Source organism: Streptomyces sp. NPDC001544, from assembly GCF_042894285.1.
GTDB lineage: Bacteria > Actinomycetota > Actinomycetes > Streptomycetales > Streptomycetaceae > Streptomyces.
On the sequence record NZ_JBIAVN010000003.1, the window covers coordinates 344,744 to 371,342 of the forward strand.

Below are 26,599 nucleotides of genomic sequence, written 5' to 3' on the forward strand. Positions count from 1 at the left end.
GAGAGACGGGTCAAAGGATCGTCAAGGCCTTTAAAAGTCGAGGCGTTCCCGGCGCACCGAATACACCACGAAACCGGCGCCCACGGCGAGGCAGAAAGTGCCGCCGATGACATACGGCGTGGTGTCGGGGCTTCCGGTGTCGGCGAGTCGGGCGTCGTCCGCCGAGGCCGACGTGGTCTCCGTCTGCGTCTCGGCCTCGGACACCGCCTTCGCCTGGGTGACCTGCGCCGCCGGGGTCTCCGCTCTCACCGTGGTGTCCTGCGACGCGTTCGCGGACGGGACGAACCACAGGGCGCCCAGGAGGGTGCCCGCGGCGGTGGCGGTCAGCAGCGGGCGGCGAACGGATGACACGGAATATCGATCCCCTTGTGACGCTGGCGAATTGGCCGTGTGGGGCGATGTTAGTGAAAGGCGCGGGTCACAGGAAAGTCACGGGAGGTTTCCGCCGTACTCTCCGGGCATGAGCATTGAAGAGACATCACGTTTTGTACGGCTTCGGGTTGAATTGGTCCTTGAGGTGGAGGACGACGGCGAGGTCACCAGGGCCGCGCTGCGTCGGCTCGCGGCGGATCCGGAGCTGCCGGACGACGAACGGGCGCAGGCCGAGAGCAGTGTGACGGAAGACACCGCGGAGGCCCTGGCCTATCTGGTCGATCCGTTCGACCTGGTCGGTGAGGTGCCCGGGGTGGAACTCCAGCAGGCCTCCTGGTCCACCGAGCGGATCGACTACGACCCCGATTCGCCGGACTGGGATCTCGACGAGGAGGATGACGAGAAGGAAGACGAAGGCGACGAGGCCTGAAACGGCGGCATCGGCCGGGCATCAGGGGGGCGCGCGACCTCGGACGGCAACCGCCGACCGGGGTTTCGTCGTCTCAGGGGGCGCACGGCCGACTTCCGCACCACCCGTCCCGCGGACGTGGTGTGGCCCACATCCGCCAGGAATGCGGAACGGAGCGCAACGGTCGTAGCGTTGAAGATTCGCAGGCGGGGGACTCGGGGTCTTTGGGGATTCGGCGAACATGGAGAAGCGTGTGATGACGGACAGTAAGCGGCGCAAGGGCCTGATGGCCGCGTCCGCACTGCTCGGTGGTGTACTGGTGCTCTCGGCGTGTTCCGGTGGCGACGACAAGTCCTCCGGCAGCGGCAGCGGCGACAGCTCGCAGGCCCAGGCCGACGAGGCGGCGGCCAAGAAGTCCTCCGAGGCCCGGATCACGATCACGCCCAAGGACGGTTCGGACAACGCGTCCATCAACAAGTCCGCCACCGTCCAGGTCGCCAAGGGCACGCTCACCGAGGTGACCATGACGACCGCCGACGGCAAGGCCGTCGCGGGCCAGTTGGCCGCCGACAAGAAGAGCTGGAAGCCCAGCGTCCAGCTCGAGCGCTCCACCACCTACAAGGTCGCCGCGGCCGCGAAGGACTCCGAGGGCCGCGTCGCCCACGAGAACGCCTCGTTCACCACGGTCTCCCCGGCCAACAGCTTCATAGCCAACTTCACGCCGGAGGACGGCTCCACGGTCGGCGTCGGCATGCCCGTGTCGATCAACTTCGACAAGGCGATCACCAACAAGGCCGCCGTCCAGAAGGGCATCACGGTCTCCTCCAGCAGCGGCCAGGAGGTCGCCTGCCACTGGTTCGGCGCCAACCGCATGGACTGCCGCCCGCAGGACTACTGGAAGGAGAACTCCACCGTCACGCTGAAGCTCGCGCTCGACGGTGTCGAGGGTGCCTCCGGTGTCACCGGCGTCCAGCAGAAGACGGTCACCTTCCACATCGGCCGCAACCAGGTCTCCTACGTCGACGCGAAGACCAAGCAGATGAAGGTCACGCAGGACGGAAAGACCGTCAAGACCATCCCGATCTCCGCCGGTTCGCCCGAGAACAAGACGTACCAGGGCGTCATGGTGATGCAGGAGAAGTTCAAGCAGACCCGTATGAACGGCGCGACCGTGGGCTTCACGGACGACGACGGCAAGGGCGAGTACGACATCAAGGACGTGCCGCACGCCATCCGCCTCACCAGCTCCGGCACCTTCCTGCACGGCAACTACTGGGGCGCGAAGTCCATCTTCGGCAGCGTCAACACCAGTCACGGCTGCGTGGGCCTGTCGGACACCAAGGGCGCGAACGACCCGAACACACCGGCCGCGTGGATGTACAACCACTCGATCCTCGGTGACGTCGTCGTCGTGAAGAACACCGGCGACAAGACCGTCGCCCCGGACAACGGCCTCAACGGCTGGAACATGGACTGGGCGCAGTGGAAGGCCGGTTCGGCCGTCTGACGCTCACCCGACCCACATCCTTCCGGTGCCGCCCCCAGGGGCGGCACCGGTTTTTTCCCGCCGCTGGAGGGCGCAGCACGTATAGCACCGCTCACCGGTAGTGAACTTCGCGATTCTGTAACGGTGTTCCCCCTGGTGCGTAACAGTTCCCGGTAGCGCTTTCTCACCTGTCTCTCATCTATTGAGCCGTCAGATCACCCCCCGGCATACTGCGTGCTCCGGGGGGTTGACGTTCATGCGTACGAGACTGCCCCCGGCCGGGTGAACGGGGAATTCGCCCGGTACTCCGTCTCCAGGGGGAGTTTTGCGCAGACAAGTGAAAAGAGCGGCTGCGGCCACCGTGGCCACCGCGGCCGCCGTCGCCCTCGCCGCGGGTATGACCAGCCCGGCGTCGGCGAAGCCCGGGCAGCGGTCGACGACCGCCGCCGCATCGCTCACGTCCAAGCACCGCATCACCCTGATCACCGGCGACCGGGTCGCCGTCGACGCCAAGGGCCGGGTCGTCGGCCTGGAGCGGGCCAAGGGACGCGAGCACATCCCGTTCCAGATCCGCAGGGCCGACGGACACACCCTCGTCATCCCCGCCGACGCGGCTCACCTGGTCGCCTCCGGCAAGCTGGACCAGCGGCTGTTCGACATCACCGAACTCAACAAGGCCGCCACCCGCAAGTCCCAGAAGAACGGCCTGAAGGTCATCGTCGGCTACAAGGGCGCCGCGACGGCCGCCAAGTCCGACGTCCGCGACGCGGGCACCCTCCGCCACAGCCTCAAGACGCTGAACGCGGACGCGGTGCAGACCCCGGCCAAGGAAACGCCGGAGCTGTGGGACGCGGTCACCAACGGTGACAAGACCGCCTCCGGCATCGCCCACGTCTGGCTCGACGGCGTCCGCAAGGCCAGCGACGACAAGTCCGCCCCGCAGATCGGCGCCCCGACCGCGTGGGCGGCCGGCTACACCGGCAAGGGCGTCAAGATCGCCGTCCTGGACACCGGTGTGGACACCACCCACCCGGACCTGAAGAGCCAGGTCATCGAGTCCAAGAACTTCTCGACGGCAGCCGACGCCAAGGACCACTTCGGCCACGGCACCCACGTCGCGTCCATCGCGGCGGGCACCGGCGCCAAGTCGAACGGCAAGTACAAGGGCATCGCACCCGACGCCAAGATCCTCAACGGCAAGGTCCTGGACGACAGCGGCTCCGGTGACGACTCCGGCATCCTCGCCGGCATGGAGTGGGCGGCCTCGCAGGGCGCGAGCGTCGTCAACCTCAGCCTGGGCGGCTACGACACGCCCGAGGTCGACCCGCTCGAGGCCGAGGTCAACAAGCTCTCCACCGAGAAGGGCATCCTGTTCGCCATCGCCGCGGGCAACTCCGGCCCCCAGTCGATCGGTTCACCGGGCAGCGCGGACGACGCGCTCACCGTCGGCGCCGTCGACAAGTCCGACAAGCTGGCGGACTTCTCCTCCACCGGTCCGCGCACCGGCGACGGCGCCATCAAGCCGGACGTCACCGCGCCCGGCGTGGACATCACCGCCGCCGCGGCGCCGGGCAGCGTCATCGACACGGACCCCGAGGTCCCGCACCCGGCGCCCGGCTACCTGACCATCTCCGGTACGTCGATGGCCACCCCGCACGTCGCGGGCGCCGCCGCGATCCTGAAGCAGGAGCACCCGGACTGGGGCTTCGCCGAGCTGAAGGCCGCGCTGACCGGCTCCGCGAAGGGCGGCAACTACACGCCGTTCCAGCAGGGTTCGGGCCGTATCGCGGTCGACAAGGCCATCAAGCAGACCGTGGTCGCCGAACCGGTGTCGGTGAGCTTCGGCACGCAGGCGTGGCCGCACACCGACGACACCCCGGTCACCAAGCAGATCGAGTACCGCAACCTCGGCACCAAGGACGTCACGCTCAACCTGGCCGCCACCGCCGCCAACCCCAAGGGGCAGGCGGCTCCGGCGGGCTTCTTCAAGCTCGGCGCCACCAAGGTGACGGTCCCCGCGGGCGGCAAGGCCTCCGTCGGCCTCACCGTCAACACCAAGCTGGGCGGCACTCTCGACGGCGCGTACTCCGCGTACGTCACGGCGACCGGCGGCGGCCAGACCGTGCGTACGGCCGCGGCCGTGCAGCGCGAGGTGGAGTCCTACACGGTCACCTTCAAGCACACCGGCCGTGACGGGCAGCCGACGGGGGTCTACGACACCGAGCTGTCCGGTTACACCGGCATCGGCAAGGACCAGTACTTCGTGGCGCAGCCCGACGCCTCGGGTACCACGACCCTGCGTCTGCCCAAGGGCACGTACCTGCTGAACTCGGTGATCGCGAAGAACTTCACCACCTTCGAGGGCGGCGTCGACTGGCTGGTGCAGCCGAAGCTGAGCGTCACCAAGGACCTCACGGTGAACCTCGACGCCCGCACCGCCAAGGCGGCGGACATCACCGTGCCGGACGCCCAGGCCAAGTCCACCTCCGCGATGATCAACTACTTGTACGCTCCGGCGAACAACGGCTTCGAGATCGATCTGGACAGCTTCGCCAACATCCGCATGGCGCACCTCGGCCCGGAGCTCCCGAGCGGTCTGACCCAGACCTGGGGCGGCCAGTGGACGAAGGGCGCGAGCACCGAGTACGACGTGGCCACCAGGACGCAGGTCAAGAAGATCCAGGGTGACAAGGTCCGCCACTTCAAGGCCGGTGAACTGGCCACGGTGAAGAACGCGGTCGGCGCCGCAGCCTCCGGCAAGACCGGCGGCATCACCCCCTGGGCCGTCCTGGGCGACGACACGGTGTTCGGCAACCCGGTGGAGCAGAAGCTGCCCGGTACGCGCACGATGTACGTGTCGGCCGTCGACGGCGCCCAGTGGAGCTTCGACGTCGACCAGTACAGGGGCCACGACGCCGACGGCTTCCCGATCTCGGAGGCCTTCTACCTGCTGGGCGCCCCGCAGACCTTCAAGGCGGGTCAGACCTACAGCAAGACCTTCAACACCGCGGTCTTCGGCCCGCACCTCAACTCCGAGTACGGCCTGTTCCGGCAGGACAACGAGATCTACGGCGCCCTGCCGCTGTTCGCGGACAGCAGCGGGCACGACGGTTTCTCGGACTTCACCGGGGCGACCACCACCCTGTACCGCAACGGCACCAAGGTGGGCTCCAACAAGGACCCGCTGTTCGGCGAGACCTTCAAGGTTCCCGCCGGTGACGCCGAGTACAAGCTGACCACCTCGGTGACGCGGACCGTCAAGGTCGCGGCCGCCTCCACCCGGATCGACGCGAGCTGGACCTTCCACTCCAAGAAGCCGGCCGGCGGTTTCGCCCAGCTCCCCGCCTCCACCGTCCGCTTCAACGCCAAGACCGGCCTGGACAGCCGCGTCGAGGCGGGCAGGACGGTCACCTTCCCGGTCACCGTGGAGGGCGCGGCAGCGGGCCGCAACCTGCAGTCCCTCGCGGTGTGGGTGTCGTACGACTACGGCCAGACCTGGAAGAAGGTCACGGTCAGCAACGGCAAGATCACCGTGAAGAACCCGGCGAACGGGAAGGCCATCTCCTTCCACGCCAAGATCGCCGACAAGAAGGGCAACAAGTCGACGATCTCGATCTACAACGCGTACTACGGCAAGTGATCGGCAAGTAGTCCGCAGGCAGTAAGAGGGGCGTACCGGAGATCTCCGGTACGCCCCTCGCCGTGCGCCGGGCCGGGCGCCGCCCGGTCAGCCCTTCGCCCCTGCGCGGGTCGCGTCCGCTCCCCAACTGGCCAGCAGGCGCAGGGCCTCGGCCGACGGGGAGCCCGGTTCGGCGTGGTAGACGATCAGGGACTGGTCCGCGTCGTCCGTCATCCTGAAGGACTCGAAGTTCAGGGACAGCGCACCCACCAGCGGATGCCGCAGCCGCTTGACGCCGTGGCTCTTCTCCTTGACGTCGTGGGTCGCCCACAGCCGCCGGAAGTCCTCGCTCTTCACGGAGAGCTCGCCGACCAGGGCGGACAGCCGGGGATCGTCCGGGTAGCAGCCGGCGTCCATCCGCAGGGCGCAGACGATGTCGATCGCCTTCTGTTCCCAGTCCTCGTACAGGTCCTGGTACTCGGGCCGCAGGAACACCAGCCGCGCCCAGTTCCGCTCCGCCGCCGGCAGCTCCGACCAGTCGCCGAACACCGCCGCCGCCATCCGGTTCCACACGAGGATCTCCGAGCGCCGCCCGACCACGTACGCGGGCACCGCGTCCATGGTCTCCAGCAGCTGCCCGATCGACGCCCGCACCTGCTGCGGCCGCGCCGACGGCTTCTTCTTGTGCTGCTTGCCCTTGGCGAGACGGGTGAGGTGGGCCTGCTCGGCGTCCGTCAGCCTGAGCGCCCGGGCGATGGAGTCCAGCACCTCCGCCGACACGTTCTGCCCGTTGCCCTGCTCCAGCCGTGTGTAGTACGCCACGGACACCCCGGCCAGCTGCGCCAGCTCCTCACGGCGCAGACCCGGCACCCGCCGGTGCCGCCCGAGGTCGGGAAGCCCCACGTCCTGCGGCTTCAGCCGGGCCCGCCGGGTGCGCAGGAACTCGCTCAGCTCGGCACGCCGGTCGAGGGAGGGGCCGGAGGGCTGGGGTTGTGCGTCCATGAGGCCAGTATTCATGGTCGTACGTCCACGAGCCTGACCCCGCCAGTGGTAGGCACGGCAGTCGTACGAAGAGGCGTGATCTGGGTGAAGCCGGAGCCATGGGGCACGCTGGACGTCATGACCACTGTTGCTGCATACGCCACCCCCGCCGCGAAGGCCCCGCTGGAGCGGACCACCATCGAGCGGCGGGCGGTCCGCGAGAACGACGTACTGATCGACATCAAGTTCGCCGGTATCTGCCACTCCGACATCCACCAGGCCCGCGAGGGCTGGGGCAAGGCCATCTTCCCGATGGTCCCCGGCCACGAGATCGCGGGCGTCGTCTCCGAGGTCGGTCCGGGCGTGACCAAGTTCGCCGTCGGCGACCGCGTGGGCGTCGGCTGCCTGGTCGACTCCTGCCGCGAGTGCGACAACTGCAAGGCCGGCCTGGAGCAGTACTGCACGGGCGGCGCCGTCGGGACGTACAACGCGGTCGGCAAGGACGGCGAGCCCACCTACGGCGGCTACTCCGAGAAGATCGTCGTGGACGAGCGCTTCGTCGTCCGTATACCCGACGGCCTTGCCCTGGACGAGGCCGCGCCGCTGCTGTGCGCCGGCATCACCACGTACTCGCCGCTGAGGCACTGGAACGCCGGCCCCGGCAAGAAGGTCGCCGTCGTCGGCCTCGGCGGTCTCGGCCACATGGGCGTGAAGATCGCGCACGCGCTCGGCGCGGAGGTCACCGTCCTCTCGCAGTCCCTGCGCAAGAAGGACGACGGCCTCAAGCTGGGCGCCGACCACTACTACGCCACCAGCGACCCCGAGACGTTCGAGGAGCTCAAGGGCTCCTTCGACCTGATCCTCAACACGGTCTCGGCGCCGCTCGACTTCGCCGCCTACCTGTCCCTGCTGCGCACGGACGGCGCGATGGTCAACGTGGGCCTGCCCGAGGAGCCGGTCAACATCACCCTTCAGTCCGTCTTCGGCAACCGCCGCAGCCTCAGCAGCTCCGGCATCGGCGGCCTCCCGGAGACCCAGGAGATGCTGGACTTCTGCGCCGAGCACGGTCTGGGCGCCGAGATCGAGCTGATCCGCGCGGACCAGATCAACGAGGCGTACGAGCGGGTGCTGGCGAGCGACGTCCGCTACCGGTTCGTGATCGACACGTCGACGATCTGATCCGACAGCATCGTCAACCGCCCCGGGCCCGGCCGGTCGGCCCTCGCGGCCGACCGGCCCCCCGGACCGGTCAGTCGACGGGTGTGACGGGGAAGGTCCCGCCGGCCGAGTAGGACCGCACGAGCACGTCCCCGTCGCCGGTCGGTCGTACGACATGCGCGCGGCCGAGCCCCGAAACCCGGGCGTGCCCGTCGCCGGCCACCTCCACCAGCGTGTTCTCGTCGAGCGCGACACCGTACGGCATGTCGCCCCGCCCGACGGCGGCGATCAGCCGCGGCAACGTCCCCCACTGCGCGGCGTGCACGTCCACCCCGAAGGGCACGAGCCCCAGCCCGGCCCGCACGTCGACCTCCGCCAGGTCCTCCGCGCTGTCCTGCGGGCACACCGGCACCCCGTCCAGCAGCCAGCCGCCCACCACGGCGCGACGCGCGGCGACCGCGGCCCCCGCGGAGAACCCGGCGTACGGAAGACCCCGCTCGGACAGCAGCCGGCGAAGGCCGTCGAGGCACCCCGCGAACGCCTCTTGATACGCGGGCGTCAGCCCACCGCTCACCAGCACCCCGTCGAGGTCCGCGAGGAGCCCCGGGTCGAACCGCCCGCCGACCGGCACCAGCAGCGGTACCGGTGCGCAGTCCCCAGCCTTCGCCAACGCCCCCTCGTACCGGGTGAACTGCTCCTCGCCGTCCCCCTCGTCGACGATCACGCACCCGATGCGCGGCGCGGCCCCCGCCGCCCGCAGAAACGGCCCGTAGACCTCGGCAGGGGCGTCCCACCCGCCGCCGGTCAGAAACGTAGGACTGCTCACCGTGGTTCCTCCTCCGTGCCGGGCCGTGCCGGGCCCGGCCGCGCATCCACGAGAGCGGGCGGCGGTCGCAAACCGGCAACTGGCCGACATTCGGGGCGACTTCGGGATGCCGGGCAACCCGGAGCCGCTTTTGGCACTTTTCACAGGTGGCGCAAAGAACCTCCATCGGCGCTTGCAAGACGCGCACTGCACGTCCCGATCAACGCACAGCGAGGAACTCATGACCACACACCACCGTAGAGCCTTACGCCGTTCGACGATCATCGCCGTCGCCGCCCTCACCGCCGGCGCCGCCGGAACCCTCGCCGCGCCCGGCGCGGGAGCGGCGCCCACGGCGGGCACGCCGAAGCTCAAGGTGATCGCCGCCACCAAGGCGGTGACCCTCGACCGTTACGACCAAGAGGGCGGCGTCTACCTGGACCTCGGCACCTATGTGACGGTCGACGGCGGACCGCTCGAGCTGCGGGTGACGCGCAAGTCCTACAACGACCCGATCGTCGTGTCGGAGATCATCCACTCCGGCAGCCGGACCGTGACCAAGACCCTGCCGAGCGGGCTGGTGAAGGACTTCTCGGGCCTGCCCGACTTCCTCAAGATCAGCGTCAAGGACACGTCGGGCGCCAAGGTGCTCGACACCACCCAGTCGTTCTGTCCCGACAACCGGGCGGGCCGGATCCGGCCGGACGCCCCGGCCACGTCGAGGTACCCCGACGGTGGGAGCTGCTCCGACAACCCGTTCACGCTCGGCGGTGTGTGGGGCGTGGAGAAGGGCTGGGCCGCGCGCACCGCGTCGCCCTACGACGGCAAGCCGGTGGACCTGCCGGTCGGCGAGTACACCGCCGACGTCTCGGTGGCGAAGAAGTACCGCGACCTGTTCGGCATTCCCGACACGACCCAGAAGATCAAGCTGACGGTCCGCAAGGGTGACGAGGGAGGCGAGGGCGGAGGACACGGCCTCGCCCGCGGCGAACACGCCCACAAGGGCGCGCTGAAGTCCCTGAAGCCGGCGTCCGAGCGCCCGGTCGGCAGGGGCGCCGTCCCCGCCGACACGCCGAAGCCGGACCTGCGCGCCCTCCCCGCGTGGGGAATCGCCGTCACCGACGGCGGGGACGGCGAGGAGGGCACCGCCCCGGGCAAGGAGTACCTCGCCTTCAGCGCCACCGTCTGGAACGGTGGGCCCTCGCCCCTGGTCGTGGACGGCTTCCGCAGCCCGGGCAAGGACAAGATGGACGCCTACCAGTACTTCTACGACGCCAAGGGCAAGCAGGTCGGCTACACCCGCACCGGCACCATGGAGTGGGACCCGCGCGAGGGCCACCAGCACTGGCACTTCAGCGACTTCGCCAGCTACCGGCTGCTCGGCGCGGACAAGAAGGAGATCGTCCGCAGCGGCAAGGAGGCCTTCTGCCTGGCCAACACGGACGCCATCGACTACACGGTGAAGAACGCCGACTGGCACCCGTACAACACGGACCTGGCCACCGCCTGCGGTGAGGAGAACTCGGTGTCCGTCCGCGAGGCCCTGAACGTCGGCAACGGCGACACCTACGAGCAGTTCCGGCCCGGCCAGTCCTTCGACATCTCGAACCTGGCGAACGGCACGTACTACATCCAGGTCATCGCCAACCCGGACAACCGGCTCAAGGAGCAGAGCACGGCCAACAACGTCACGTACCGCAAGGTCGTCCTCGGCGGAACGCCGGGGCACCGCACGGTGACCGTGCCGAAGTACGGCCGCGTCGACGCCCCCTGACCACCCGGCGCGGACGGGGGCCCGTCCCCGTCCGCGCACCCGTCCGGGACCGCGCGGGGATCAGAGCCGGCTGTACTTCTCGATGTCCTCGGTGAACTCCTCGATCGCCCGTGTGGTGAGCGTCGGCCGGGTGTCGGCGATGGCCGTCATGAAGTCCTCGGTGGTGGCCGACCGTCCCCGCCGGTGCGCGACCTCCTGCTCGAACGCCGCCTGCGCGCCCTTGCGGGCCGCGAACTCGATGTCGGCCGGAGTGAACAGCTCGCTGGCCTCGACCAGCCGCGCGAGGTCCACCGAGCCGGCGGCGGCCCTGAGATAGCGGGTCCAGATCGCCCCGCGGGCGGCGGGGTCCGGCGGCCCGATGGGGATGACGTAGTCGAACCGGCCCGGCCGCAGGAACGCCGCGTCGAGCGAACGGACCGAGTTGGTGGCGCACACCAGCAGCCGCGCGTCCTGCTCGCGGAAGACGGGGATGAGCTTGAGCAGCTCGTTGGTCACCCCGTGCCCGGGATCGACCGCCTTCCCGGACCGCACCCCGGCGATCTCCTCGACCTCGTCGATGAAGAGCAGCACCGAGTCCAGCTCCGCCAGCTCCGCGAAGACCTCCCGCAGCGCCGCGGCCAGCCCCTCGCTCGTGTCGGCCGCCAGCCGGGACGGGAAGAGCTCCACGAACGGCCAGCCGAGCCGTGAGGCCACCGCCTTGGCGAAACTGGTCTTCCCGGTGCCGGGCGGACCGAACAGGATGACCGCCTTGGGCGGCAGGACGCCGTAGCGGTCGGCCAGCGCCGGCTCCGTCAACGGCAGCACGACACGGCGCTCGACGACCTGCTTCTCCCGTTCCATGCCGGCCATGGCGCCCCAGAGCCCGTCGGGCAGCATGCGGCCGCCCAGCGCCGCGAGAACCCCGGCCTCGGCCGCGCCGGGCGGCCCGAACTTCTCGTAGTAGGTCAGATCCTCGCGGAACCGGTAGCCGGAGTTCTCCAGCGCCTTCGTCCCGGCCGCGTCCGCCGGCAGCAGCGCGCTGATGTGCCGCACTCCCAGCGCCCGCAGTCGTCGCTCCAGCTCGGCGAGGAGAGCACTGCCGATCCCGCGCCGGCGCCACCGGGAGGCGAGCGCGACCTGCAGGATCCACCCCCGCTTGCCGTGCGCCTCGGCCACGGCCATCCCGACCAGTTCCTCACCGACCGCCGCGACCACCGCGGGCTGCCCGGCCTTCGCCGCGGCCATCACCTCGGACACCGGGAAGACGGGGTCCTCGTCGGCATGGCGGCTCTGGTCCCAGATCTGTATCGCCTGGTCGAGATCGTCGTCGTGATAGTCACGCAGACGCCATGCGGGCATCGCCACCACCTCGCCCGTCCCGGGAGCCCCATTGTCCCCCGCCGGCCCACCGGGGCACGAGCGCAGACGGACACCGAGGCCCCTGGCCCCGTGCCGGTCACGGCTGCCGCCGCCACGGCCCGATCACCTCGCGTCACCGCAGGTGCGCGAGCAGTCCGTCCTCGGCGGGGTACGGCCGTTCCTCGGGCAGCAACCGGGCCGCGGCGTCCAGGTCGCCGCCGGTGACGCGTGCGTGGATCTCGGTGACGAGCGGGGTCACGTCCCTGATGGAGACCGTCCACTCGTCCGCGTACCGCCGTACGGCCTCACCGGAGAGGCCGAGCTGCAACGAACGGTAGGGCAGCGGCTGAAGCCGCAGATCCCGCTCGGGGTCCCACTGCACCCGGGCCGGTGCACGCTTCACCTCCCGTTGCCAGGCACTCCGGTCCGGATGCAGCCCCGGTACGTAACTCGACAGGCACGCGTTGCGCAACGCCCACTCGAAGCCGTCCCGAGCGATCTCGACGGCCAGCACGGTCTCCTGCCCCGGCTTCGTGCCCCAGCCGCAGCGGTACATCATCCACAGGAACGACGGCTTGATCCACGTCAAGCCGCGCTCACAAACAATTTGTCGAGCGGGGCGACACCCCTGCGGCCGACCGCAGGGCAACGCGACGGGTCACACCTGGAACCTCATAGCCTGCGCCTGGTGGCCAGCGAGAATCAGCAGACTGACGATCTCACTCCCAGGCTGATCATCAGTCGCTACTGCGACTGTGGTCGGCGCCACGAGTCCACAGGGACAGATCGCTGCTCGTCGCTACGGCAAGGGTCTGCCCGGAGGGCGAGAACCCAGCGGCACGGAGCTCGGAGTAGTTGGAGTGGAAGATGTGCCACCAGCGCTCCCCGTGCGGACCGGAATGCGGCAAACCGCCGTCGCGAGAGAGCAGGACACGCTCGTTCGGCCAGGCCGGGGCAACGACCTCCAGCTTCCAACCGTCTCCGCTGGTGGTGTGCAGTGCTCCTCCGAAAAGCCCGGCGATGCGCACTTTGCTTCCGGCGACCGGTCCCAATCCCGGACACTGCAGAGCGGGATCCGCGTCGGGGCTGCTGTCCTCGGGGTCCGCGTCACGATCCCGCGCGATCTTCTCTCCCGTGACGGCGTCGAAGAGACCGTGACCGTCGTGCGAGACGACCATCACCAAGTCCTGGCCGGCGCCGGGGTGCGAGGCGAAGCCGATACCGAGAAGTCCGCCGACCGGGGCGTAAGCGATGCGCTGCCAGGGCTCGGGCGCCGGTACTACTGGGGCCGCGAGGAGCCTTTGCCGCATCGCCTGCTGGTACGGGGAAAGCTCCGGCTCAGGACCTGGCTGCTCGACCGGAGGTTCGTTCTTCGTCCACTTCGTCACGCAGCCATGATCCATACTGCATCGGTTTCGCCCAACACAGTTCCAACAGTAGGCAGCAGCCCAGGGCGCACCGGCTCAGCGGTCAGTGCTGGTCACGGGTCTCCCAGCCGGGCGGAGTCTTGGGCAGGCTGATCAGTGCATCGATCCCTAGGTGCTCCAGCAGGAGAGCTTTGAGTCCGCGGCCGTCGATGAGTTCCATACGGCCGGTGCGGTAGGCGAAATCCTTGCTGGCCTTACCGAACCATGCGGTGGTGACGATGATCCCCTTCGCGGCGGCTTTGTCATGCATGACGCCGGCCAGAGCGCGCACCGTGTCGGCTGGTACCGCATTGCGGGTGCGCTTCGCTTGGATGATGCACAGCCCACCCACGATGGGATCCTCGTTGGTGGCGACGGCGTCGATACCGTCATCGCGGGAAGCCTGCGTCACCCAGGCTTTGAGGCCAATGGCCTCGAACAGGCGCCGAACGAGGTGCTCGAACTCGATCGGATCGAGTTCCATGAGGTCGGGGCGGTGATCGAGCCCGGCGACGACGTCGATGTCCGGCCCCCACTTGTACTTGGTGAGGTCGAAGGTGACGACAGGACGGACGGGTTCAAGGTCGTAGGGGTGCTGTGAGACGACAGCGTTGAGATGCCGGAGGCATTCGACCGGGTCGAGTTCAGGCTCGTCCAAGACAAGATCGTCCAGAGTCTCCCTGGTCGCGCGCACGCTGACGAGGCAGGGACGGATCGCTTTGCCGGTGGCACGGTTCTTCGCGTTCACATGGCCGTTGGAGACGACCACGTCGACCAATGCTGCAGGGGTCAGCGTGAGCACTTCATTGATAGCGCGCAGGGCCAGGCGAGCGACCAGGAGCCGGTACATCTGCTTGATCTCAGCCTCTTTGCGTGGCTGGGCAGTCACAGCAGGTGGAGTCGACGCCTTGTACCGGTATGCAGCCGCAGTCGGTACGACTGACTGCCCCGGTAGATCCACTTCCAAGAGCAACTCTCGTGCCTCTGGGACAAACGCGCATCGCCACGAGTCGCGCAAGCCCTCAGGGTAGGAAGCCTCGGTCATAGCGGCTTCCACAGAACCAGTGAGTGCCTCAGGATCGCCCCCCACGAGCGCCGCTTGCACTCTCTCAAGCCAATCGGGTGACGGTGTGTACGGCGAAGAGAGAACAGAGTTCAGCTGCACGACCCTCCGCTGCACCTCCGCCGTTCGCTGCTCAGCCTGCGCCCGCAGCTCCTGGGCCGCCTGCTGTTTGGCAAGTCGCTCCCGCTCAGCCGTTTGCCGCTGCGCGGCCTTCTTCTTCGCTTCAGCCTGTCGACCTCGCACCGCTTCGCGCTTGGCCAAGTCACGTTCGACCTGTTCAGCGGCCCGCGCTTGAGCCAGGCGCTCCCGCTCCGCAGCCTTCTGTGCCCGCGTCCGCTCCTGAGCCTGCTCCCGCTCCTGCCGCGCACGCTCCCGCTCTATACGCTTCCGCTCCTGCTCGGCAGCGCGCGCCGCTCGCTCCTGCAGCTGCTGCCGACGCTTGGCTTCGGCTTCCTTGGCCTTCTGAGCATCGCGGTACGCCTGGACCAACTGTGCCGTCAGCGACTTCTTCCGAGCCATCGTCCCCCCAACCCCGGTGCTGGCAACGACTATGCCCAAGTGCCTGGCCGGCCAAGTCGCAGGCAGGAAGGTTGGCTCGATCTGCGCTCAACCGGCATGGCCCGAGCACCGAGAGGATGCATCCCGAACAGGGATGGGTCGCCGCACTCACACGCTCACTTGTCTGCCGCTTAGGTTGCTGCCAACCCACAGGAGTCTGTCAACGCGGCTTGATGACCCACGTCATGCGATCCCGCTTCCACGCGGTGGGGAAACGACCGCTGCGAACCGCGGGCACGCCGGTCTCCGGCGAGTACGCCTGATAGACGGTGATCGTGGAGGCCGTGTGCAGCGCGCGGATCCTGTGTCGTGGTTCTTCCACGGCGTACAGAGTGCGGTCGGCGGATCCGGCCGGGCCAACGGTTTTCGAAGGGTGTGGGCCCGACCGATCCGCCTGCCGTATCAGCGCGCGACCAGCCGGTGATGGGCAATCGCGTTGTGTGACGCCGACCGGCCGCTCCCAGGTGACGCACGGTCGCCGTACCTTCCTTGAGGCTGGCGAACGGCACGGGTACCGGTTGCGGTACTAGGCTGGGTGGCACGAGAGGTGAGCAGCTCTTGCGGCCGTCCGAACCGGTCTGCGAACAAGTGTGGCCTCGTTCTCGCGCGAGGTTGCACGTCGGGTGCGTAATGAGCTGGACCAGGCGATGTGACTGACGAGCCCGCACGGCCTTCCACGGCAGCCACTCCCATGGGACGTTCCGCGGTTGCGAAGGCGTCCAGGCGTCCCAAGGACCGCCGCGGGCAGTGGCCGGTGCTCGCAGCCGTTGCCGCGGGCGGAGCGATAGGGGCCTCCGCCCGGTTCGAAGCGGCGCTGCTGTGGCCGACGGGCAAGGCCGGGTTTCCGTGGACGACGCTGGGTGTCAACGCCGTGGGATGCCTGGTCATCGGTGTGTTCCTGGTATCGATCACCGAGGTGTGGGCTCCGCACCCGCTGCTCCGTCCGTTCTTCGGGACCGGGGTCCTCGGCGGCTTCACCACTTTTTCCACGTACTGCATCGACATCGAACGCCTGGTGCGCCAAGACCGGCCCGGCCTGGCACTGGCCTATCTGGTGGGGACCGTGGTCGTCGCCATGGGCGCCGCGAAGGCCGGCGTGGTCGGCACCCGGCGCATCCTCGCGACGAGGGGGCCGTGATGGCACTTGAGGGACGCGCACTCTGTATGACGATCTATGTCGAAGACACCGACACCTGGCATCACAAGCCCCTGTTCACCGAGATCGTGCACCGCGCCCATGCCTTCGGACTGGCCGGGGCGACGGTCTTCCGAGGTGCCGAAGGCTTCGGGGCCACGTCGATCGTGCACACCGCGCGGCTGCTGTCCATGGCGGATGACCTGCCGACGGCGATCGTGATAGTCGACGAGGAGGACCGGATCCGGTCTTTCGTGCCGCAGCTGGAGGAACTGTCCATCAGCGGCCTGATCACCCTGCACCGAGTCGAGGTGATCCACTACAGGGGCCGGGAGGAGGCGAGCACATGAGGTTCCTGCTCGTCGCACTGGGCGGTGCACTGGGCGCCCCACTGCGGTATCTCATCGACCGGACCGTCCAGGCCCATCACGACACCACGTTTCCCTGGGGCACCTTCGCGGCCAACATCACCGGATCGGTGATTCTCGGCGTCCTGACGGGAGCGGCCCTGTCCGGCGCCGCCTCGCAGGATGTACAGGATCTGCTGGGAATCGGGCTGTGCGGTGCCTTGACCACGTACTCCACCTTCTCCTACGAGACGCTGACCCTGGTCGAAGCGGGAGCGCGTTTCTTCGCGGTGGCCAACGTGGCGGCATCGGTCGTCGGCGGCCTGGGGGCCGTGTTCCTGGGGCTGACCTTCGCCCAGGCTGTCTTCGCATAGCCCGGCCACCAATACTGCTGATCAGAACTCATTGCCACACTCAGGAAAGCGGATCATCACTTGTGATTCACTTCACCGGTGAATTGCTGGATTGATCTGTATCCAGCACTTTAGCCTCTTTGAGCAGTGTGCAAGCCTCATGGATGATCTCCTCGCGCAGTGGCCGCACGGACACGACGGGAGCGGACCGGCCGGACAACTCCGGAGAGCGGTCGCTGTTTCCAGACACTTCAGAGCGTGTGAGAGAGATGCGGCGTACTTGTCGCCGGCATCACCAGAGGGCAATTCGAGCTCGGAAGGCAGAAGAAGTGAGCGAAGACGCCGTGTGGGTTCGAGGCGTGACGGGAATCCAACTCCACCACGTCACCGATCTGCAGGATGCTCGGCGGTTTCTGGGCAATGCCGTCATGGCGCTGAATGCCGCCCATGTACGGACCGGCGACGCCAGGTTCTGCGTTCTTGCCGACCAGCTCAAGGGCATGGTCGCCACGACGCGTGACCTGGAGGGCGAGGCGCGGGAGAGGATGCAGCAGCTGCACTCCGAGGACCCGGAGCGGTTCGTGCGCTGCCGGGAGGGCGAGGAGCCCTGGCCGGACGAGCTCCAGGCGGGCTTCGTCCCACGGCACACCTGCCGCGACGAGTGTCTCTACCACGACCATGAGGTGCTGGACGGCATTCTGCAGTGCACCTGCGGCCGACCGCCGTGCCGCGCTTGCGCGATCGTGGGAACGCCCTGACAGGGATCCGCCGTCCCGCCGCCCCCTGCACTCCGGCCCTCTTCGGGTCGGCCCTCCCCGGCTTCCCCCCGCTTTCTCCGTGAATTCCTGGCGTGGCTCCGTTGAGTCGCGTTCGTTGAAGCGTCTTCAGTTGAAGATTCTCTCAATGCGGCATCGCGCAGCGGATAAGGCAGGTCCGGCCGCGCAGCGCGGCCGGACCTGCCTTATCCGCCACAGCGACGTGTCGGCGCCGAACACTCACCGCGCCGAGCGCAGTCCGGCATCGAACGGACACGACAGGTGGACGCCCCGGCAGTCCGCAGCGAACGAAATGGGAGTCGCTGCTCTTTGGCGGCCCCACGCCTCCGGTGCCCATTTGCGGCGGGCGCGGGGAGCGTCCCGGGGCAGCCTTCGGCCCGCCTTGACACACCGCCGTCGGAGGGGTTGCCTTGAATCAGGATGTGTCTTATGCGGCGTCCCGCCGGACTGGCAATTCATGCACGTCCATGGTTGGAGGCGCGGCGGGGTGGAGACGTTTTATGGCGACGTATGAATATTCCTGCGGTCGCTGCGGATCATTCGACCTAAAGCTGCCGATAGGCACTGCGCCGACGCAGTCGAGCTGCCCTCGGTGCAAGGACGCCGCGCGGCGTGTGTACTCCTCTCCGGCACTCGCCTCGACGCCGCCCGCAGTGGCGGCCCTGCGTGGGCGGGAGGAGAGATCCCGGGAGAACCCCGAGGTGGTTACGCGAATCCCTGCCGGGAACGCCAAGCCGAGCAGGGCTCATCCCGCGCTCGCCCGGCTTCCCCGGCCCTGAGGCCGGCGGACGTGTAGCCGCCGGGAGCGGAATATCGGGAGGTGTGTCCTCTTGGCCAACGTCGGACTGCTCTTCGTGGGCGCTGTGCTGTTCATCAACGGGCTGATGCTGCTGGGCAAGGTGGACAGTAGGTCCGCAGCGGTGTTCAACCTGTTCGTGGGGGGACTTCAGGTCCTCACGCCCGTATACCTCATCATCGCCGCGAACGGGGATTCAAGGCGCATCATGCTGGCGTCGGGAATATTCCTCTTCGGCTTCACATACCTGTATGTAGGTATCGGACTGCTCATGGGGCTGGACACGACTGGCGTCGGTTATTACTCGTTGTTCGTGGCCATCGTTGCCCTGGGGTTCTCCTTCGTCAGTTTCCGACTGGTGAAAGACCAGCCGTTCGGTGTGATATGGCTCTACTGGGCGTTTCTCTGGTTCCTCTTCTTCCTGCTGCTGGGGCTCAAGAATGAGGCGCTGACGCCCTATGTGGGCTGGGTGACCGCGATCGAGGGCTGGGTGACCGGTGTCATCCCGGCATTCCTGCTGCTGACGGGTTACTGGGTTCCTGCGAACTTCTACGAGACGGCGATCGCGTTGGGCGCTTTCGGCGTACTGACCTTCGCCTCGCTGTGGTTCGTCCTCCGCCACCGGGGTCCCGGAAGGCCTGCGCACGAGGAATACGGAGCCCCCGGCCATCCGGCCGGAAGCCACGGCTGACCCTGCTGGGCGAATGAGCCGGAGGTGGTTGCCGAGACGCGAGCAGCAGCAGGCATGGCTGGCACTCGGGCCGCGGGCGCCATGCCAAACCGCATCGTCAGGCGCAACACTAGGAGTTGACATGCCTGAAATAGTCTTCAGCGTCGATCAGTCCCGGTCGATGCGTGACCAGGAGGTGCCCGGACACAACAGGTGGCATCCGGACGTCCCGACTGTCGCCATGGTCCGCCCGGGGGACGAGTTCCGTGTCGAATGCCGCGAGTGGACCGACGCGCAGATCGGCAACAACGACTCCGCCAACGACGTGCGCGATGTCGACCTGAAGCGGGCCCACATGCTCAGCGGGCCGATCGGTGTCGAAGGCGCGGAGCCGGGCGACCTGCTGATCGTGGACATCCTGGACCTCGGGCCGGTGCCGCAGCAGGTCGGGGACGCCCCCGGCGAGGGCTGGGGGTATACCGGCGTTTTCGCCAAGGCCAATGGTGGAGGTTTTCTGACCGACTACTTCCCGGACGCTTACAAGGCGATATGGGACTTCCACGGGCAATTGGCGACGTCCAGGCACCTTCCCGGCGTCCGCTTCACCGGCATCACACACCCCGGCCTCTTCGGCACCGCGCCGTCCGCGGAGCTGCTGGAACGGTGGAACAGGCGTGAGCAGGCCCTGGTGGACACCGACCCGGATCGTGTCCCGCCTCTGGGGCTCACACCCGACCCGGACCAGGCCCTCGGCGGTCAGGCGACAGGATCGGACGCGGAACGCATAGCCCAGGAAGGGGCGCGCACCGTGCCCGCGCGGGAGAACGGCGGCAACCACGACATCAAGAACTTCACCCGTGGGTCGCGCGTCTTCTACCCCGTCCACGTCAAGGACGCCAAGTTGTCGGGCGGCGATCTGCACTTCAGTCAGGGAGACGGTGAGATCACCTTCTGCGGCGCCATCGAGATGGGCGGCTACATCGATTTCCACGTCGATCTCATCAAGGGCGGCATGGAGAAGTTCGGGATCACCACCAACCCTGTCTTCATGCCGGGCAACGTCGAGCCGCGATACACGGAGTTCATGTCCTTCATCGGGATCTCCGTGGACCACGACACCGACACCAACTACTACCTGGACGCGACGGTCGCCTACCGTCGTGCCTGCCTCAACGCCGTCGAGTATCTGAAGAGGTTCGGCTACACCGGAGAGCAGGCCTACCTGCTGCTCGGCTCGGCCCCCATCGAAGGACGCATCAGCGGGATCGTCGACATCCCCAACGCCTGCTGCTCCCTCTACCTGCCGACCGGCATCTTCGACTTCGACGTCCGTCCCACCGCGGAGGGACCGAAGACCGCAGACCGCGGGCAGTGTGCGGTCAGTAGCTGAGCCGAGGGGAGCCCGACACGCTCCCGGCCCCCGCACGGCGAGCCGCCGGGCGGGGGCCGGGAGCGTGTCGGGCTCTCCCTTCGGCAGATCCCTGAGCACGAGGACATCTCACCGTGCCGCGGCCGCCGACCCGTCAGCCGTTGGCCGCCGCGACCCCGATCGGGCAGGACACCCCGGTCCCGCCCAGCCTGTGCTGTCATGTGACCCGGAGCCGGCTGTCGGGCGGACCGGTCCGTCATCCGCGTAGGTGGGCGAGAAGGCGATCGAGGAGTTCGCGAAGACCTACGGCGCGAGTGGCCCAAGGCCGTCAAGAAGATCACCGACGACGCCGAAGAACTGCTGGCGTTCCACGACTTTCCCGCCCAGCACTGGATCCATCTCCGCACCACGAACCCCACCGAATCAACCTTCTCCGCGGTGAAACTCCGCACCAAGGTCACACGCGGCGCTGGAAGCCCGGCCGCCACCCTCGCCATGGTCTTCAAACTCGTCGAGTCCGCCCGGGAACGCTGGCGCGCGATCACCGCACCTCACCTCGTCGCCCTCGTCCGCAACGGCGCCCGATTCGAGAACGGTCAGCTCATCGAACGCCCCCAGCACGCCGCAACGTGAGCGGGATGTCACACTTCGCCAATGATCAATGCCAAGGACACCGTCCGCCAGTTCCTCCTGCAGGTGCGCTCGGGGCTGCACCCTGACCGAGCCAGTCACTTCATGGCCGACCGGGTCCGGGCCCATCAGGTCGTCTCGGAGGCACCGGTGGTCGTGGAGCGAACGCCACAGCAGTACACCGAGCACATCCAGGAGATGCTCGACGCATACGGCCCCTTCACTCTGACCGTGGACGAGCTGATCGCCGAAGGGGATCGGGTCTACGCCCGCTGGACCCAGAACGGGCGACACGTCGGACCGGTGGACGGTCACCCGCCGACCGGTGCGCAGGTCACGGCGATGACCAGCGCGGTCTATCGCGTCGAGGACGGACTCATTGTCGAGTACTGGATCCAGATCGACCGGCAGGGAATCACCGCTCAGCTACAGCAAGCGGTCACCGAGCACTGATCCCGACTCGATCCACAGGCATTGACAATTACTCGCCGATTTCCGGACCGTACGCCTGGTAGACGGTGATCGTGGAGTCCGCGTAGGCCGCACGGATCTCGCGTTGCGGTTGTTCCATGGCGTACAGCGGGGTGACAGCCGGTTCGGGGCGGCCACTGATTTTCCACTGCCGGTCACTGCGACGGAGACCGCCTACCGCAGCACCGTGGGAATCCCCCGGTGCCACGGCGTCCGCGTCAGACCTACCGCACGCTACCGGCTACTTGTCCGTGGCCTCCGGCGCCGGAGCGATCCCCGTCGGGCAAGAAGCCCCCCAGTTCGTCTCGAACGGGTCACTTAGCTTGACCCCCGTCCCGCCCAGCCCGCAGTACCCAGCCGGGTTCTTGTCGAGGTACTGCTGGTGGTAGGCCTCGGCCGGGTAGAAGGGGCGGCCCTGCGACGGGAGGATCTCCGTGGTGATCGTGCCGTGGCCGGAGGAGGTCAGGACCTTCTGGTAGGCGGCCCGGGAGGCCTCGGCGGCGGCGGCCTGTTCGGGGGTGTGGGTGTAGATGGCGGAGCGGTACTGGGTCCCGACGTCGTTGCCCTGGCGGAAGCCCTGGGTGGGGTCGTGGGACTCCCAGAAGGTCTTCAGGAGACGGTCGTACGAGACCAGCTTCGGGTCGTAGACCACGCGGACGGCCTCCGTGTGGCCGGTCAGCCCCGAGCAGACCTCCTCGTACGTGGGGTTCTCGGTGTAGCCGCCCTGGTAGCCGACCAGGGTCGTCCACACCCCCGCCGGAAGCTGCCAGAACTTGCGCTCGGCGCCCCAGAAGCAGCCCAGGCCGAAGTCGGCGACCTCCAGGCCGTCGGGGTAGGGGCCCTCAAGCGGGTTGCCCAGGACGGTGTGGCGGGCGGGGACCTCGAACGCGGGCGCGGGCCGGCCCTTGAGCGCCTGCTCGGGCGTGGGCAGCTGGGGCGTACGGCCGAAGAGCATGGGGTCTCCCTGTCGGTCTGGGGGCTGGGACCACCGTCTCGCGATGGCACCTCTTGCAACGTGCGGGGGACCCGTCGCATTCCGGTCGGGCCGAGGCCCGCCGGTCAGCTGAGCAGCGTCGCCGGGCTGCCGCCGTTCGCCTCGTAGCCCGCCACCGCAAGGGCGCGGTGCAGGGCGAACTCGGCGGCCGGGTCGGCGGACAGGATCCAGGGCAGGGCGCCGACATGGCCGTCGACGTGTATCAGCTGGTTCATGGCCTCCGACCAGCGCTCGGCGCGCACCAGGAAGAAGAACAGCAGATGGCGGACGTGCGCCTGGACCGGGTCGTCGGGGCGGGCCGCGTGCACCGCGTGGAGCGCGCCGTGGATCGCCCTGGTGACGACCTCGCTCTGGTAGAAGCTGCTCACGAGGTTCACCTCGGGGAGGTGCTCGAACACCGCGAACAGCGGCATCGCGGCCAGCAGGGAGCCCTGCGGGGCGCGGGCCGCCGCGGCCTCCGCGAAGGAGTACGCCAGCTCACGGGAGCCGTGCCACTTCTCGCACCAGTAGTGCAGGGCCGCCAGATGGGCGCCCATGTGGGCGGGGGCGCGGTCCAGGATCCTCAGCCAGAGCTTCTCGAACTCCGGCTGGGACCAGCCGAGTCCGCGGGCCACCGACAGCTCGACGATGTGCGGGACCGGGTCGCCGGGCGCCAGCAGGGCCGCCTGGGCGCAGGCCTCACTGGCCTCCTCCATGATGATCCGGAAGTCGTCCGTGCCCGGCGTCGACGTACGCCATGCCTGCTGTACCAGGAACTCCGCGTGCACGGCCGCGCCGCCCGCGTCCTTGGGCTGCTCGGCCCGCCACACCCGCAGCCACTGTCCGCCGGGCGTCTCGTGCACCCCGCCGGGCCGCTGCCGCAGCTCCAGCGCCGCCGCGCCCGCGAAGGCCTGCACCCGCTGCCAGCGCAGCTCGCCCTCGGACTCGGTGCCGGCCAGCAGCTGGGCCGCCGCGCGGTAGTCCTGGGTGCGCTGCACCAGGTCCAGGACGTCCAGCAGGTCCTGGTCGGGGCCGGGCATCCGGACGTCCAGGTCCTCCTGCCGCACGAAGCCGTAGTCCGCCGGGTCGGCGGCGTCCGGGTGGTCCGGGGTCACCTGCTCGATCATTCCTCGCCTGCGCCGCAGCGTCGGCAGCAGCACGAAGCTCATCATGAGCAGCGCCATCAGCACCCAGAGAATCGCCATGCGTCAAGCGAACCAGACACCGCCGACCATTGGCCAACCGGTTGGGGGAGCCTGTGGAAAACCCTCCCGCTCCACCGCCCGGGCCCGGGCGTCCGTCATCAGCCCCGCGGGCGCATTACGCTCGGTCCCCATGAGCGACAGGCACATCAGTCAGCACTTCGAGACCCTCGCGATCCATGCGGGCAACACCGCCGATCCCCTCACCGGCGCCGTCGTCCCGCCGATCTACCAGGTCTCCACCTACAAGCAGGACGGCGTCGGCGGCCTGCGGGGCGGTTACGAGTACAGCCGCAGCGCCAACCCGACCAGGACCGCCCTGGAGGAGAACCTGGCCGCGCTGGAGGGCGGTCGCCGGGGCCTGGCGTTCGCGTCCGGGCTGGCGGCCGAGGACACCCTGCTGCGTACGCTGCTCAGCCCCGGCGACCACGTCGTCATCCCCAACGACGCGTACGGCGGTACGTTCCGCCTGTTCGCCAAGGTGGTGGCCCGGTGGGGGATCGAGTGGTCCGTCGCCGACACCAGCGACCCGTCGGCGGTGCGGGCGGCCATCACCCCGAAGACCAAGGCCGTCTGGGTGGAGACCCCCTCCAACCCGCTGCTCGGTGTCACTGACATCGCCGCGGTCGCTCAGGTCGCCCACGACGCCGGCGCGAAGCTCGTCGTGGACAACACCTTCGCCACGCCGTACCTGCAGCAGCCGCTGTCGCTCGGCGCCGACGTCGTCGTGCACTCCCTCACCAAGTACATGGGCGGCCACTCGGACGTGGTCGGCGGCGCGCTGATCGTGGCGGACCAGGAGCTGGGCGAGGAGCTGGCGTACCACCAGAACGCGATGGGCGCGGTCGCCGGGCCCTTCGACTCCTGGCTGGTGCTGCGGGGTACGAAGACGCTGTCGGTGCGCATGGACCGGCACAGCGAGAACGCCACGAAGATCGCCGACATGCTCACCCGCCACGCGCGCGTGACGAGCGTCCTGTACCCGGGCCTGCCCGAGCACCCCGGTCACGAGGTCGCCGCCAAGCAGATGAGGGCGTTCGGCGGCATGGTCTCCTTCCGGGTCGAGGGCGGCGAGGAGGCGGCCGTCGAGGTGTGCAACCGGGCGCAGGTGTTCACCCTGGGAGAGTCCCTGGGCGGCGTCGAGTCGCTGATCGAGCACCCCGGTCGCATGACCCACGCGTCCGCGGCGGGCTCGGCCCTGGAGGTGCCCGCCGACCTGGTGCGCCTCTCCGTGGGCATCGAGAACGTCGAGGACCTCCTGGAGGACCTCAGGCAGGCGCTGGGCTAGAAGCCTTCCTCACGGAGCCGGACCGCGGGTCACCAGCCCGTCAGCGGTGGAGTCGTCCGGGACGGCGGCTCCCCCCAGGGCGCCGTCAGCGCCCAGACGGTGAAGGCCACGCACGCGGCGCACAACAGCAGCCACAGCAGGCGGCGGGCCAGGACCCTGCGGCGCAGCAGACGGCCGCCGCGCCGTACGGCGTCCGTGCACAGCTCCGTGGGCACCGGCGGCGGCGTACGCTCCATCAGCCGCCGCACGGTCGCCTCGCGCTCGGAACGGTTCACCTCGGCTCCCCGCCGTCCCGTCGGCGCACGCCGGTCATGACGGCGCCGCCTTCGCCCGGACCACCGCCGGTGGCGGTCTGCGGGGCGGATGCAGAACGGTCGCCGTCGCACGGTCGCAGATGGCGTGCACGCGCTCCGTGGGCAGCCCGAGCAGCGCCGCCACCTGTTCCTCGGCGACCCCCTCGTACAGCCGCAGGACGAGGATCAGCCGCTCCCGCGGTGTGAGGGCGGCCAGGGCGTTGCGGGGGTGGGGGCGGGGACGGGCGAAGCCGCCGTACTCGTGCCAGGCACCGTGGGCGAAGCGGGTGGCCAGGTACTGGCGGGCACAGTCGTAGGGGTCCTCCCCGCGCAGCCGGTCCCAGCGCGCGTACGTGTGCGCGAGCGCCAGCGTCAGCAGGCGCCGGGCACGCGGGTTGTCGTCCGGTGCCTCCCCGGTGAGCAGGGTGGCGGCATGCAGCAGCCGCCCGCCCGCACCCGTGACGAACGCCTCGAACTCCCGGGCACGGCGGGCGGGTCCGGACGCCTTCCGCTCTCGCACCGCGCCTCCCCGCCTGAGGGGCCCCGCCGGTCCACGACGAACGCGAACGCCGTGTGCCACGAGGATCCGGTCTCATATGAGGCCAGTGGCGGCCCGCGGTCAAGAGCCGTGCGGCACGCGCGTGTGCGGACCTGCCGCCCGGCCTGGCGCGGGCGGTCTCAGGAGGCGGTCGGCGTCTCCGGCGCCGGCATGCCCTGGACCGCCATGCGCGCGGAGAGAGCGACGTTGAAGCGCGTGAGGAGCGTGCAGAACGTCTCGCGCTCCTCCGGCGCCCAGTCGTGTGTCAGCTCCGCCATCAACTGACGCCTGGACGAGCGCACCTCCTCGAGCCGGGACAGCCCGCGCGGGGACAGCTGGAGCACCACCGCGCGCCCGTCCTCGGGGTGCGAGGTGCGCTTGACGAGCCCGGTGTCCACGAGTGGAGCAACCTGCCGGGTGACCGTCGAGGAGTCGATGCCCATGCTCGCGGCCAGCGCCTTGACGCCCATCGGGCCTTCCTTGTCGAGGCGGTTGAGCAGCAGGTACGCGGCACGGTCCATGGAGTTGCGCACCTGCCCGACGCCGCCGAGCCGGGTCTGTTCGGCACGGCGGGCGAACACCGCGACCTCGTGCTGCAGCGTGTCGAGGAGACCGGTGTCACCGACGGTCGTCATGTCCATCGACATTTCAGGTGTTGTGGGCATGGCCGGGGGCTCACTTCAGATAAGGGGTGCTGGGTTGGGGGACAGGGTACGCGGCCGGGGGGCGGCCCGTACCGGCGCTGCGCAAACCGGTCTCGGAGCTTGGTCACACCAGTCGGACACGACT

26 protein-coding genes and 3 pseudogenes are annotated in these 26,599 nt (G+C 68.9%); 15 read left to right on the top strand and 14 right to left on the bottom strand.

The window, feature by feature from the left end; genetic code table 11:
- Positions 1-30 precede the first annotated feature (30 nt).
- Positions 31-351, bottom strand: coding sequence for a hypothetical protein (locus tag ACFY0F_RS11530; protein WP_388791975.1), 321 nt, complete (start codon positions 349-351; stop codon positions 31-33).
- A gap of 109 nt (positions 352-460) precedes the next feature.
- Here ACFY0F_RS11530 and ACFY0F_RS11535 point away from each other — a divergent pair, with 109 nt between their 5' ends.
- From ACFY0F_RS11535 to ACFY0F_RS11545, 3 genes are all read left to right on the top strand, one after another.
- A complete protein-coding gene (locus ACFY0F_RS11535; RefSeq protein WP_388791977.1) occupies positions 461-802 on the top strand; it encodes a hypothetical protein in 342 nt (113 codons plus the stop codon).
- Between the two features lie 235 nt (positions 803-1,037).
- On the top strand, positions 1,038-2,288 hold the full coding sequence (locus tag ACFY0F_RS11540; protein WP_388791979.1) for an Ig-like domain-containing protein: 1,251 nt from the start codon (positions 1,038-1,040) through the stop codon (positions 2,286-2,288).
- Between the two features lie 316 nt (positions 2,289-2,604).
- Positions 2,605-5,907: a S8 family serine peptidase gene (locus tag ACFY0F_RS11545; protein WP_388791981.1), complete on the top strand. Its 3,303-nt coding sequence runs from the start codon at positions 2,605-2,607 to the stop codon at positions 5,905-5,907.
- Positions 5,908-5,994: 87 nt separating this feature from the next.
- On the opposite strand, the gene ACFY0F_RS11550 is transcribed toward ACFY0F_RS11545, so the two are convergent.
- The gene (locus tag ACFY0F_RS11550) at positions 5,995-6,888 is read right to left on the bottom strand and encodes a helix-turn-helix transcriptional regulator (RefSeq protein ID WP_388791983.1); all 894 of its coding nucleotides are present in this window, start codon (positions 6,886-6,888) and stop codon (positions 5,995-5,997) included.
- A 117-nt stretch (positions 6,889-7,005) separates the two neighbouring features.
- Here ACFY0F_RS11550 and ACFY0F_RS11555 point away from each other — a divergent pair, with 117 nt between their 5' ends.
- On the top strand, positions 7,006-8,046 hold the full coding sequence (locus ACFY0F_RS11555) for an NAD(P)-dependent alcohol dehydrogenase (RefSeq protein WP_388791985.1): 1,041 nt from the start codon (positions 7,006-7,008) through the stop codon (positions 8,044-8,046).
- Between the two features lie 70 nt (positions 8,047-8,116).
- On the opposite strand, the gene ACFY0F_RS11560 is transcribed toward ACFY0F_RS11555, so the two are convergent.
- Complete coding sequence (locus ACFY0F_RS11560; RefSeq protein WP_388791987.1) at positions 8,117-8,851, bottom strand: Type 1 glutamine amidotransferase-like domain-containing protein; 735 nt, start codon at positions 8,849-8,851, stop codon at positions 8,117-8,119.
- Between the two features lie 220 nt (positions 8,852-9,071).
- On the opposite strand from ACFY0F_RS11560, the gene ACFY0F_RS11565 reads away from it, so the two are divergent.
- Positions 9,072-10,604, top strand: a complete 1,533-nt coding sequence (locus ACFY0F_RS11565) for a lysyl oxidase family protein (RefSeq protein ID WP_388791989.1) — start codon at positions 9,072-9,074, stop codon at positions 10,602-10,604.
- A 60-nt stretch (positions 10,605-10,664) separates the two neighbouring features.
- Here the strand turns inward: ACFY0F_RS11565 and ACFY0F_RS11570 are convergent, their stop codons facing one another.
- The 5 genes and pseudogenes from ACFY0F_RS11570 to ACFY0F_RS11590 all read right to left on the bottom strand — a co-directional run.
- A complete protein-coding gene (locus ACFY0F_RS11570; protein ID WP_388791991.1) occupies positions 10,665-11,942 on the bottom strand; it encodes an ATP-binding protein in 1,278 nt (425 codons plus the stop codon).
- 133 nt (positions 11,943-12,075) lie between these two features.
- Positions 12,076-12,591: a DUF4291 domain-containing protein gene (locus ACFY0F_RS11575; protein ID WP_388791993.1), complete on the bottom strand. Its 516-nt coding sequence runs from the start codon at positions 12,589-12,591 to the stop codon at positions 12,076-12,078.
- Positions 12,592-12,679: 88 nt separating this feature from the next.
- Entirely contained in the window at positions 12,680-13,330 is a 651-nt protein-coding gene (locus ACFY0F_RS11580) for a hypothetical protein (RefSeq protein ID WP_388791995.1), read from the bottom strand.
- An 82-nt stretch (positions 13,331-13,412) separates the two neighbouring features.
- Entirely contained in the window at positions 13,413-14,930 is a 1,518-nt protein-coding gene (locus tag ACFY0F_RS11585) for a restriction endonuclease (RefSeq protein ID WP_388791997.1), read from the bottom strand.
- A gap of 205 nt (positions 14,931-15,135) precedes the next feature.
- Positions 15,136-15,291 (bottom strand): annotated as a pseudogene (locus ACFY0F_RS11590) (DUF4291 family protein); the annotation flags it as partial.
- A gap of 369 nt (positions 15,292-15,660) precedes the next feature.
- On the opposite strand from ACFY0F_RS11590, the gene ACFY0F_RS11595 reads away from it, so the two are divergent.
- From ACFY0F_RS11595 to ACFY0F_RS11635, 9 genes and pseudogenes are all read left to right on the top strand, one after another.
- Complete coding sequence (locus ACFY0F_RS11595) at positions 15,661-16,107, top strand: fluoride efflux transporter FluC (protein WP_388791999.1); 447 nt, start codon at positions 15,661-15,663, stop codon at positions 16,105-16,107.
- Positions 16,107-16,454 carry a DUF190 domain-containing protein gene (locus ACFY0F_RS11600; protein WP_388792001.1) on the top strand — a complete coding sequence of 116 codons (348 nt, stop codon included), beginning with the start codon at positions 16,107-16,109 and terminating at the stop codon, positions 16,452-16,454. The genes ACFY0F_RS11595 and ACFY0F_RS11600 overlap by 1 nt, the downstream gene beginning before the upstream one ends.
- Positions 16,451-16,825, top strand: coding sequence for a fluoride efflux transporter CrcB (crcB, locus tag ACFY0F_RS11605; protein WP_388792003.1), 375 nt, complete (start codon positions 16,451-16,453; stop codon positions 16,823-16,825). Before ACFY0F_RS11600 ends, crcB begins: the two co-directional genes overlap by 4 nt.
- A gap of 407 nt (positions 16,826-17,232) precedes the next feature.
- Positions 17,233-17,562: a hypothetical protein gene (locus tag ACFY0F_RS11610; RefSeq protein ID WP_388792005.1), complete on the top strand. Its 330-nt coding sequence runs from the start codon at positions 17,233-17,235 to the stop codon at positions 17,560-17,562.
- Positions 17,563-18,080: 518 nt separating this feature from the next.
- A complete protein-coding gene (locus ACFY0F_RS11615) occupies positions 18,081-18,359 on the top strand; it encodes an FmdB family zinc ribbon protein (RefSeq protein WP_388792007.1) in 279 nt (92 codons plus the stop codon).
- Positions 18,360-18,410: 51 nt separating this feature from the next.
- Positions 18,411-19,067, top strand: coding sequence for an AmiS/UreI family transporter (locus ACFY0F_RS11620; protein ID WP_388792009.1), 657 nt, complete (start codon positions 18,411-18,413; stop codon positions 19,065-19,067).
- A 121-nt stretch (positions 19,068-19,188) separates the two neighbouring features.
- A complete protein-coding gene (gene fmdA / locus ACFY0F_RS11625; RefSeq protein WP_388792011.1) occupies positions 19,189-20,436 on the top strand; it encodes a formamidase in 1,248 nt (415 codons plus the stop codon).
- Between the two features lie 259 nt (positions 20,437-20,695).
- Positions 20,696-21,048 (top strand): annotated as a pseudogene (locus tag ACFY0F_RS11630) (transposase); the annotation flags it as partial.
- A gap of 21 nt (positions 21,049-21,069) precedes the next feature.
- On the top strand, positions 21,070-21,498 hold the full coding sequence (locus tag ACFY0F_RS11635; RefSeq protein ID WP_388792013.1) for an ester cyclase: 429 nt from the start codon (positions 21,070-21,072) through the stop codon (positions 21,496-21,498).
- 34 nt (positions 21,499-21,532) lie between these two features.
- On the opposite strand, the pseudogene ACFY0F_RS11640 reads toward ACFY0F_RS11635, so the two are convergent.
- From ACFY0F_RS11640 to ACFY0F_RS11650, 3 genes and pseudogenes are all read right to left on the bottom strand, one after another.
- Positions 21,533-21,616, bottom strand: a pseudogene (locus ACFY0F_RS11640) (DUF4291 domain-containing protein); the annotation flags it as partial.
- 141 nt (positions 21,617-21,757) lie between these two features.
- The gene (gene msrA / locus ACFY0F_RS11645) at positions 21,758-22,471 is read right to left on the bottom strand and encodes a peptide-methionine (S)-S-oxide reductase MsrA (RefSeq protein WP_388792015.1); all 714 of its coding nucleotides are present in this window, start codon (positions 22,469-22,471) and stop codon (positions 21,758-21,760) included.
- 104 nt (positions 22,472-22,575) lie between these two features.
- Positions 22,576-23,694 carry a hypothetical protein gene (locus ACFY0F_RS11650; protein ID WP_388792017.1) on the bottom strand — a complete coding sequence of 373 codons (1,119 nt, stop codon included), beginning with the start codon at positions 23,692-23,694 and terminating at the stop codon, positions 22,576-22,578.
- Between the two features lie 130 nt (positions 23,695-23,824).
- Here ACFY0F_RS11650 and ACFY0F_RS11655 point away from each other — a divergent pair, with 130 nt between their 5' ends.
- A complete protein-coding gene (locus ACFY0F_RS11655; RefSeq protein ID WP_388792019.1) occupies positions 23,825-24,979 on the top strand; it encodes a cystathionine gamma-synthase in 1,155 nt (384 codons plus the stop codon).
- A gap of 29 nt (positions 24,980-25,008) precedes the next feature.
- On the opposite strand, the gene ACFY0F_RS11660 is transcribed toward ACFY0F_RS11655, so the two are convergent.
- The 3 genes from ACFY0F_RS11660 to ACFY0F_RS11670 form a co-directional block, all read right to left on the bottom strand.
- Positions 25,009-25,254: a hypothetical protein gene (locus ACFY0F_RS11660; protein WP_388792021.1), complete on the bottom strand. Its 246-nt coding sequence runs from the start codon at positions 25,252-25,254 to the stop codon at positions 25,009-25,011.
- A gap of 34 nt (positions 25,255-25,288) precedes the next feature.
- Positions 25,289-25,792 carry a sigma factor-like helix-turn-helix DNA-binding protein gene (locus ACFY0F_RS11665; RefSeq protein ID WP_388792023.1) on the bottom strand — a complete coding sequence of 168 codons (504 nt, stop codon included), beginning with the start codon at positions 25,790-25,792 and terminating at the stop codon, positions 25,289-25,291.
- 158 nt (positions 25,793-25,950) lie between these two features.
- Positions 25,951-26,457: a MarR family winged helix-turn-helix transcriptional regulator gene (locus ACFY0F_RS11670; protein WP_388792414.1), complete on the bottom strand. Its 507-nt coding sequence runs from the start codon at positions 26,455-26,457 to the stop codon at positions 25,951-25,953.
- Positions 26,458-26,599 lie beyond the last annotated feature (142 nt).

What these genes read in the sequence shown, in the direction of transcription:
- ACFY0F_RS11650 (WP_388792017.1), bottom strand. Translation starts at nt 23,694, where the DNA reads ATGGCGATTCTCTGGGTGCTGATGGCGCTGCTCATGATGAGCTTCGTG.
- ACFY0F_RS11610 (WP_388792005.1), top strand. Translation starts at nt 17,233, where the DNA reads ATGGCGCTGAATGCCGCCCATGTACGGACCGGCGACGCCAGGTTCTGC.
- ACFY0F_RS11585 (WP_388791997.1), bottom strand. Translation starts at nt 14,930, where the DNA reads ATGGCTCGGAAGAAGTCGCTGACGGCACAGTTGGTCCAGGCGTACCGC.
- ACFY0F_RS11595 (WP_388791999.1), top strand. Translation starts at nt 15,661, where the DNA reads ATGGGACGTTCCGCGGTTGCGAAGGCGTCCAGGCGTCCCAAGGACCGC.
- ACFY0F_RS11535 (WP_388791977.1), top strand. Translation starts at nt 461, where the DNA reads ATGAGCATTGAAGAGACATCACGTTTTGTACGGCTTCGGGTTGAATTG.
- fmdA (WP_388792011.1), top strand. Translation starts at nt 19,189, where the DNA reads ATGCCTGAAATAGTCTTCAGCGTCGATCAGTCCCGGTCGATGCGTGAC.
- ACFY0F_RS11540 (WP_388791979.1), top strand. Translation starts at nt 1,038, where the DNA reads ATGACGGACAGTAAGCGGCGCAAGGGCCTGATGGCCGCGTCCGCACTG.
- msrA (WP_388792015.1), bottom strand. Translation starts at nt 22,471, where the DNA reads ATGCTCTTCGGCCGTACGCCCCAGCTGCCCACGCCCGAGCAGGCGCTC.
- ACFY0F_RS11555 (WP_388791985.1), top strand. Translation starts at nt 7,006, where the DNA reads ATGACCACTGTTGCTGCATACGCCACCCCCGCCGCGAAGGCCCCGCTG.
- crcB (WP_388792003.1), top strand. Translation starts at nt 16,451, where the DNA reads ATGAGGTTCCTGCTCGTCGCACTGGGCGGTGCACTGGGCGCCCCACTG.
- ACFY0F_RS11600 (WP_388792001.1), top strand. Translation starts at nt 16,107, where the DNA reads ATGGCACTTGAGGGACGCGCACTCTGTATGACGATCTATGTCGAAGAC.
- ACFY0F_RS11565 (WP_388791989.1), top strand. Translation starts at nt 9,072, where the DNA reads ATGACCACACACCACCGTAGAGCCTTACGCCGTTCGACGATCATCGCC.
- ACFY0F_RS11635 (WP_388792013.1), top strand. Translation starts at nt 21,070, where the DNA reads ATGATCAATGCCAAGGACACCGTCCGCCAGTTCCTCCTGCAGGTGCGC.
- ACFY0F_RS11670 (WP_388792414.1), bottom strand. Translation starts at nt 26,457, where the DNA reads ATGTCGATGGACATGACGACCGTCGGTGACACCGGTCTCCTCGACACG.
- ACFY0F_RS11550 (WP_388791983.1), bottom strand. Translation starts at nt 6,888, where the DNA reads ATGGACGCACAACCCCAGCCCTCCGGCCCCTCCCTCGACCGGCGTGCC.
- ACFY0F_RS11570 (WP_388791991.1), bottom strand. Translation starts at nt 11,942, where the DNA reads ATGCCCGCATGGCGTCTGCGTGACTATCACGACGACGATCTCGACCAG.
- ACFY0F_RS11655 (WP_388792019.1), top strand. Translation starts at nt 23,825, where the DNA reads ATGAGCGACAGGCACATCAGTCAGCACTTCGAGACCCTCGCGATCCAT.
- ACFY0F_RS11615 (WP_388792007.1), top strand. Translation starts at nt 18,081, where the DNA reads ATGGCGACGTATGAATATTCCTGCGGTCGCTGCGGATCATTCGACCTA.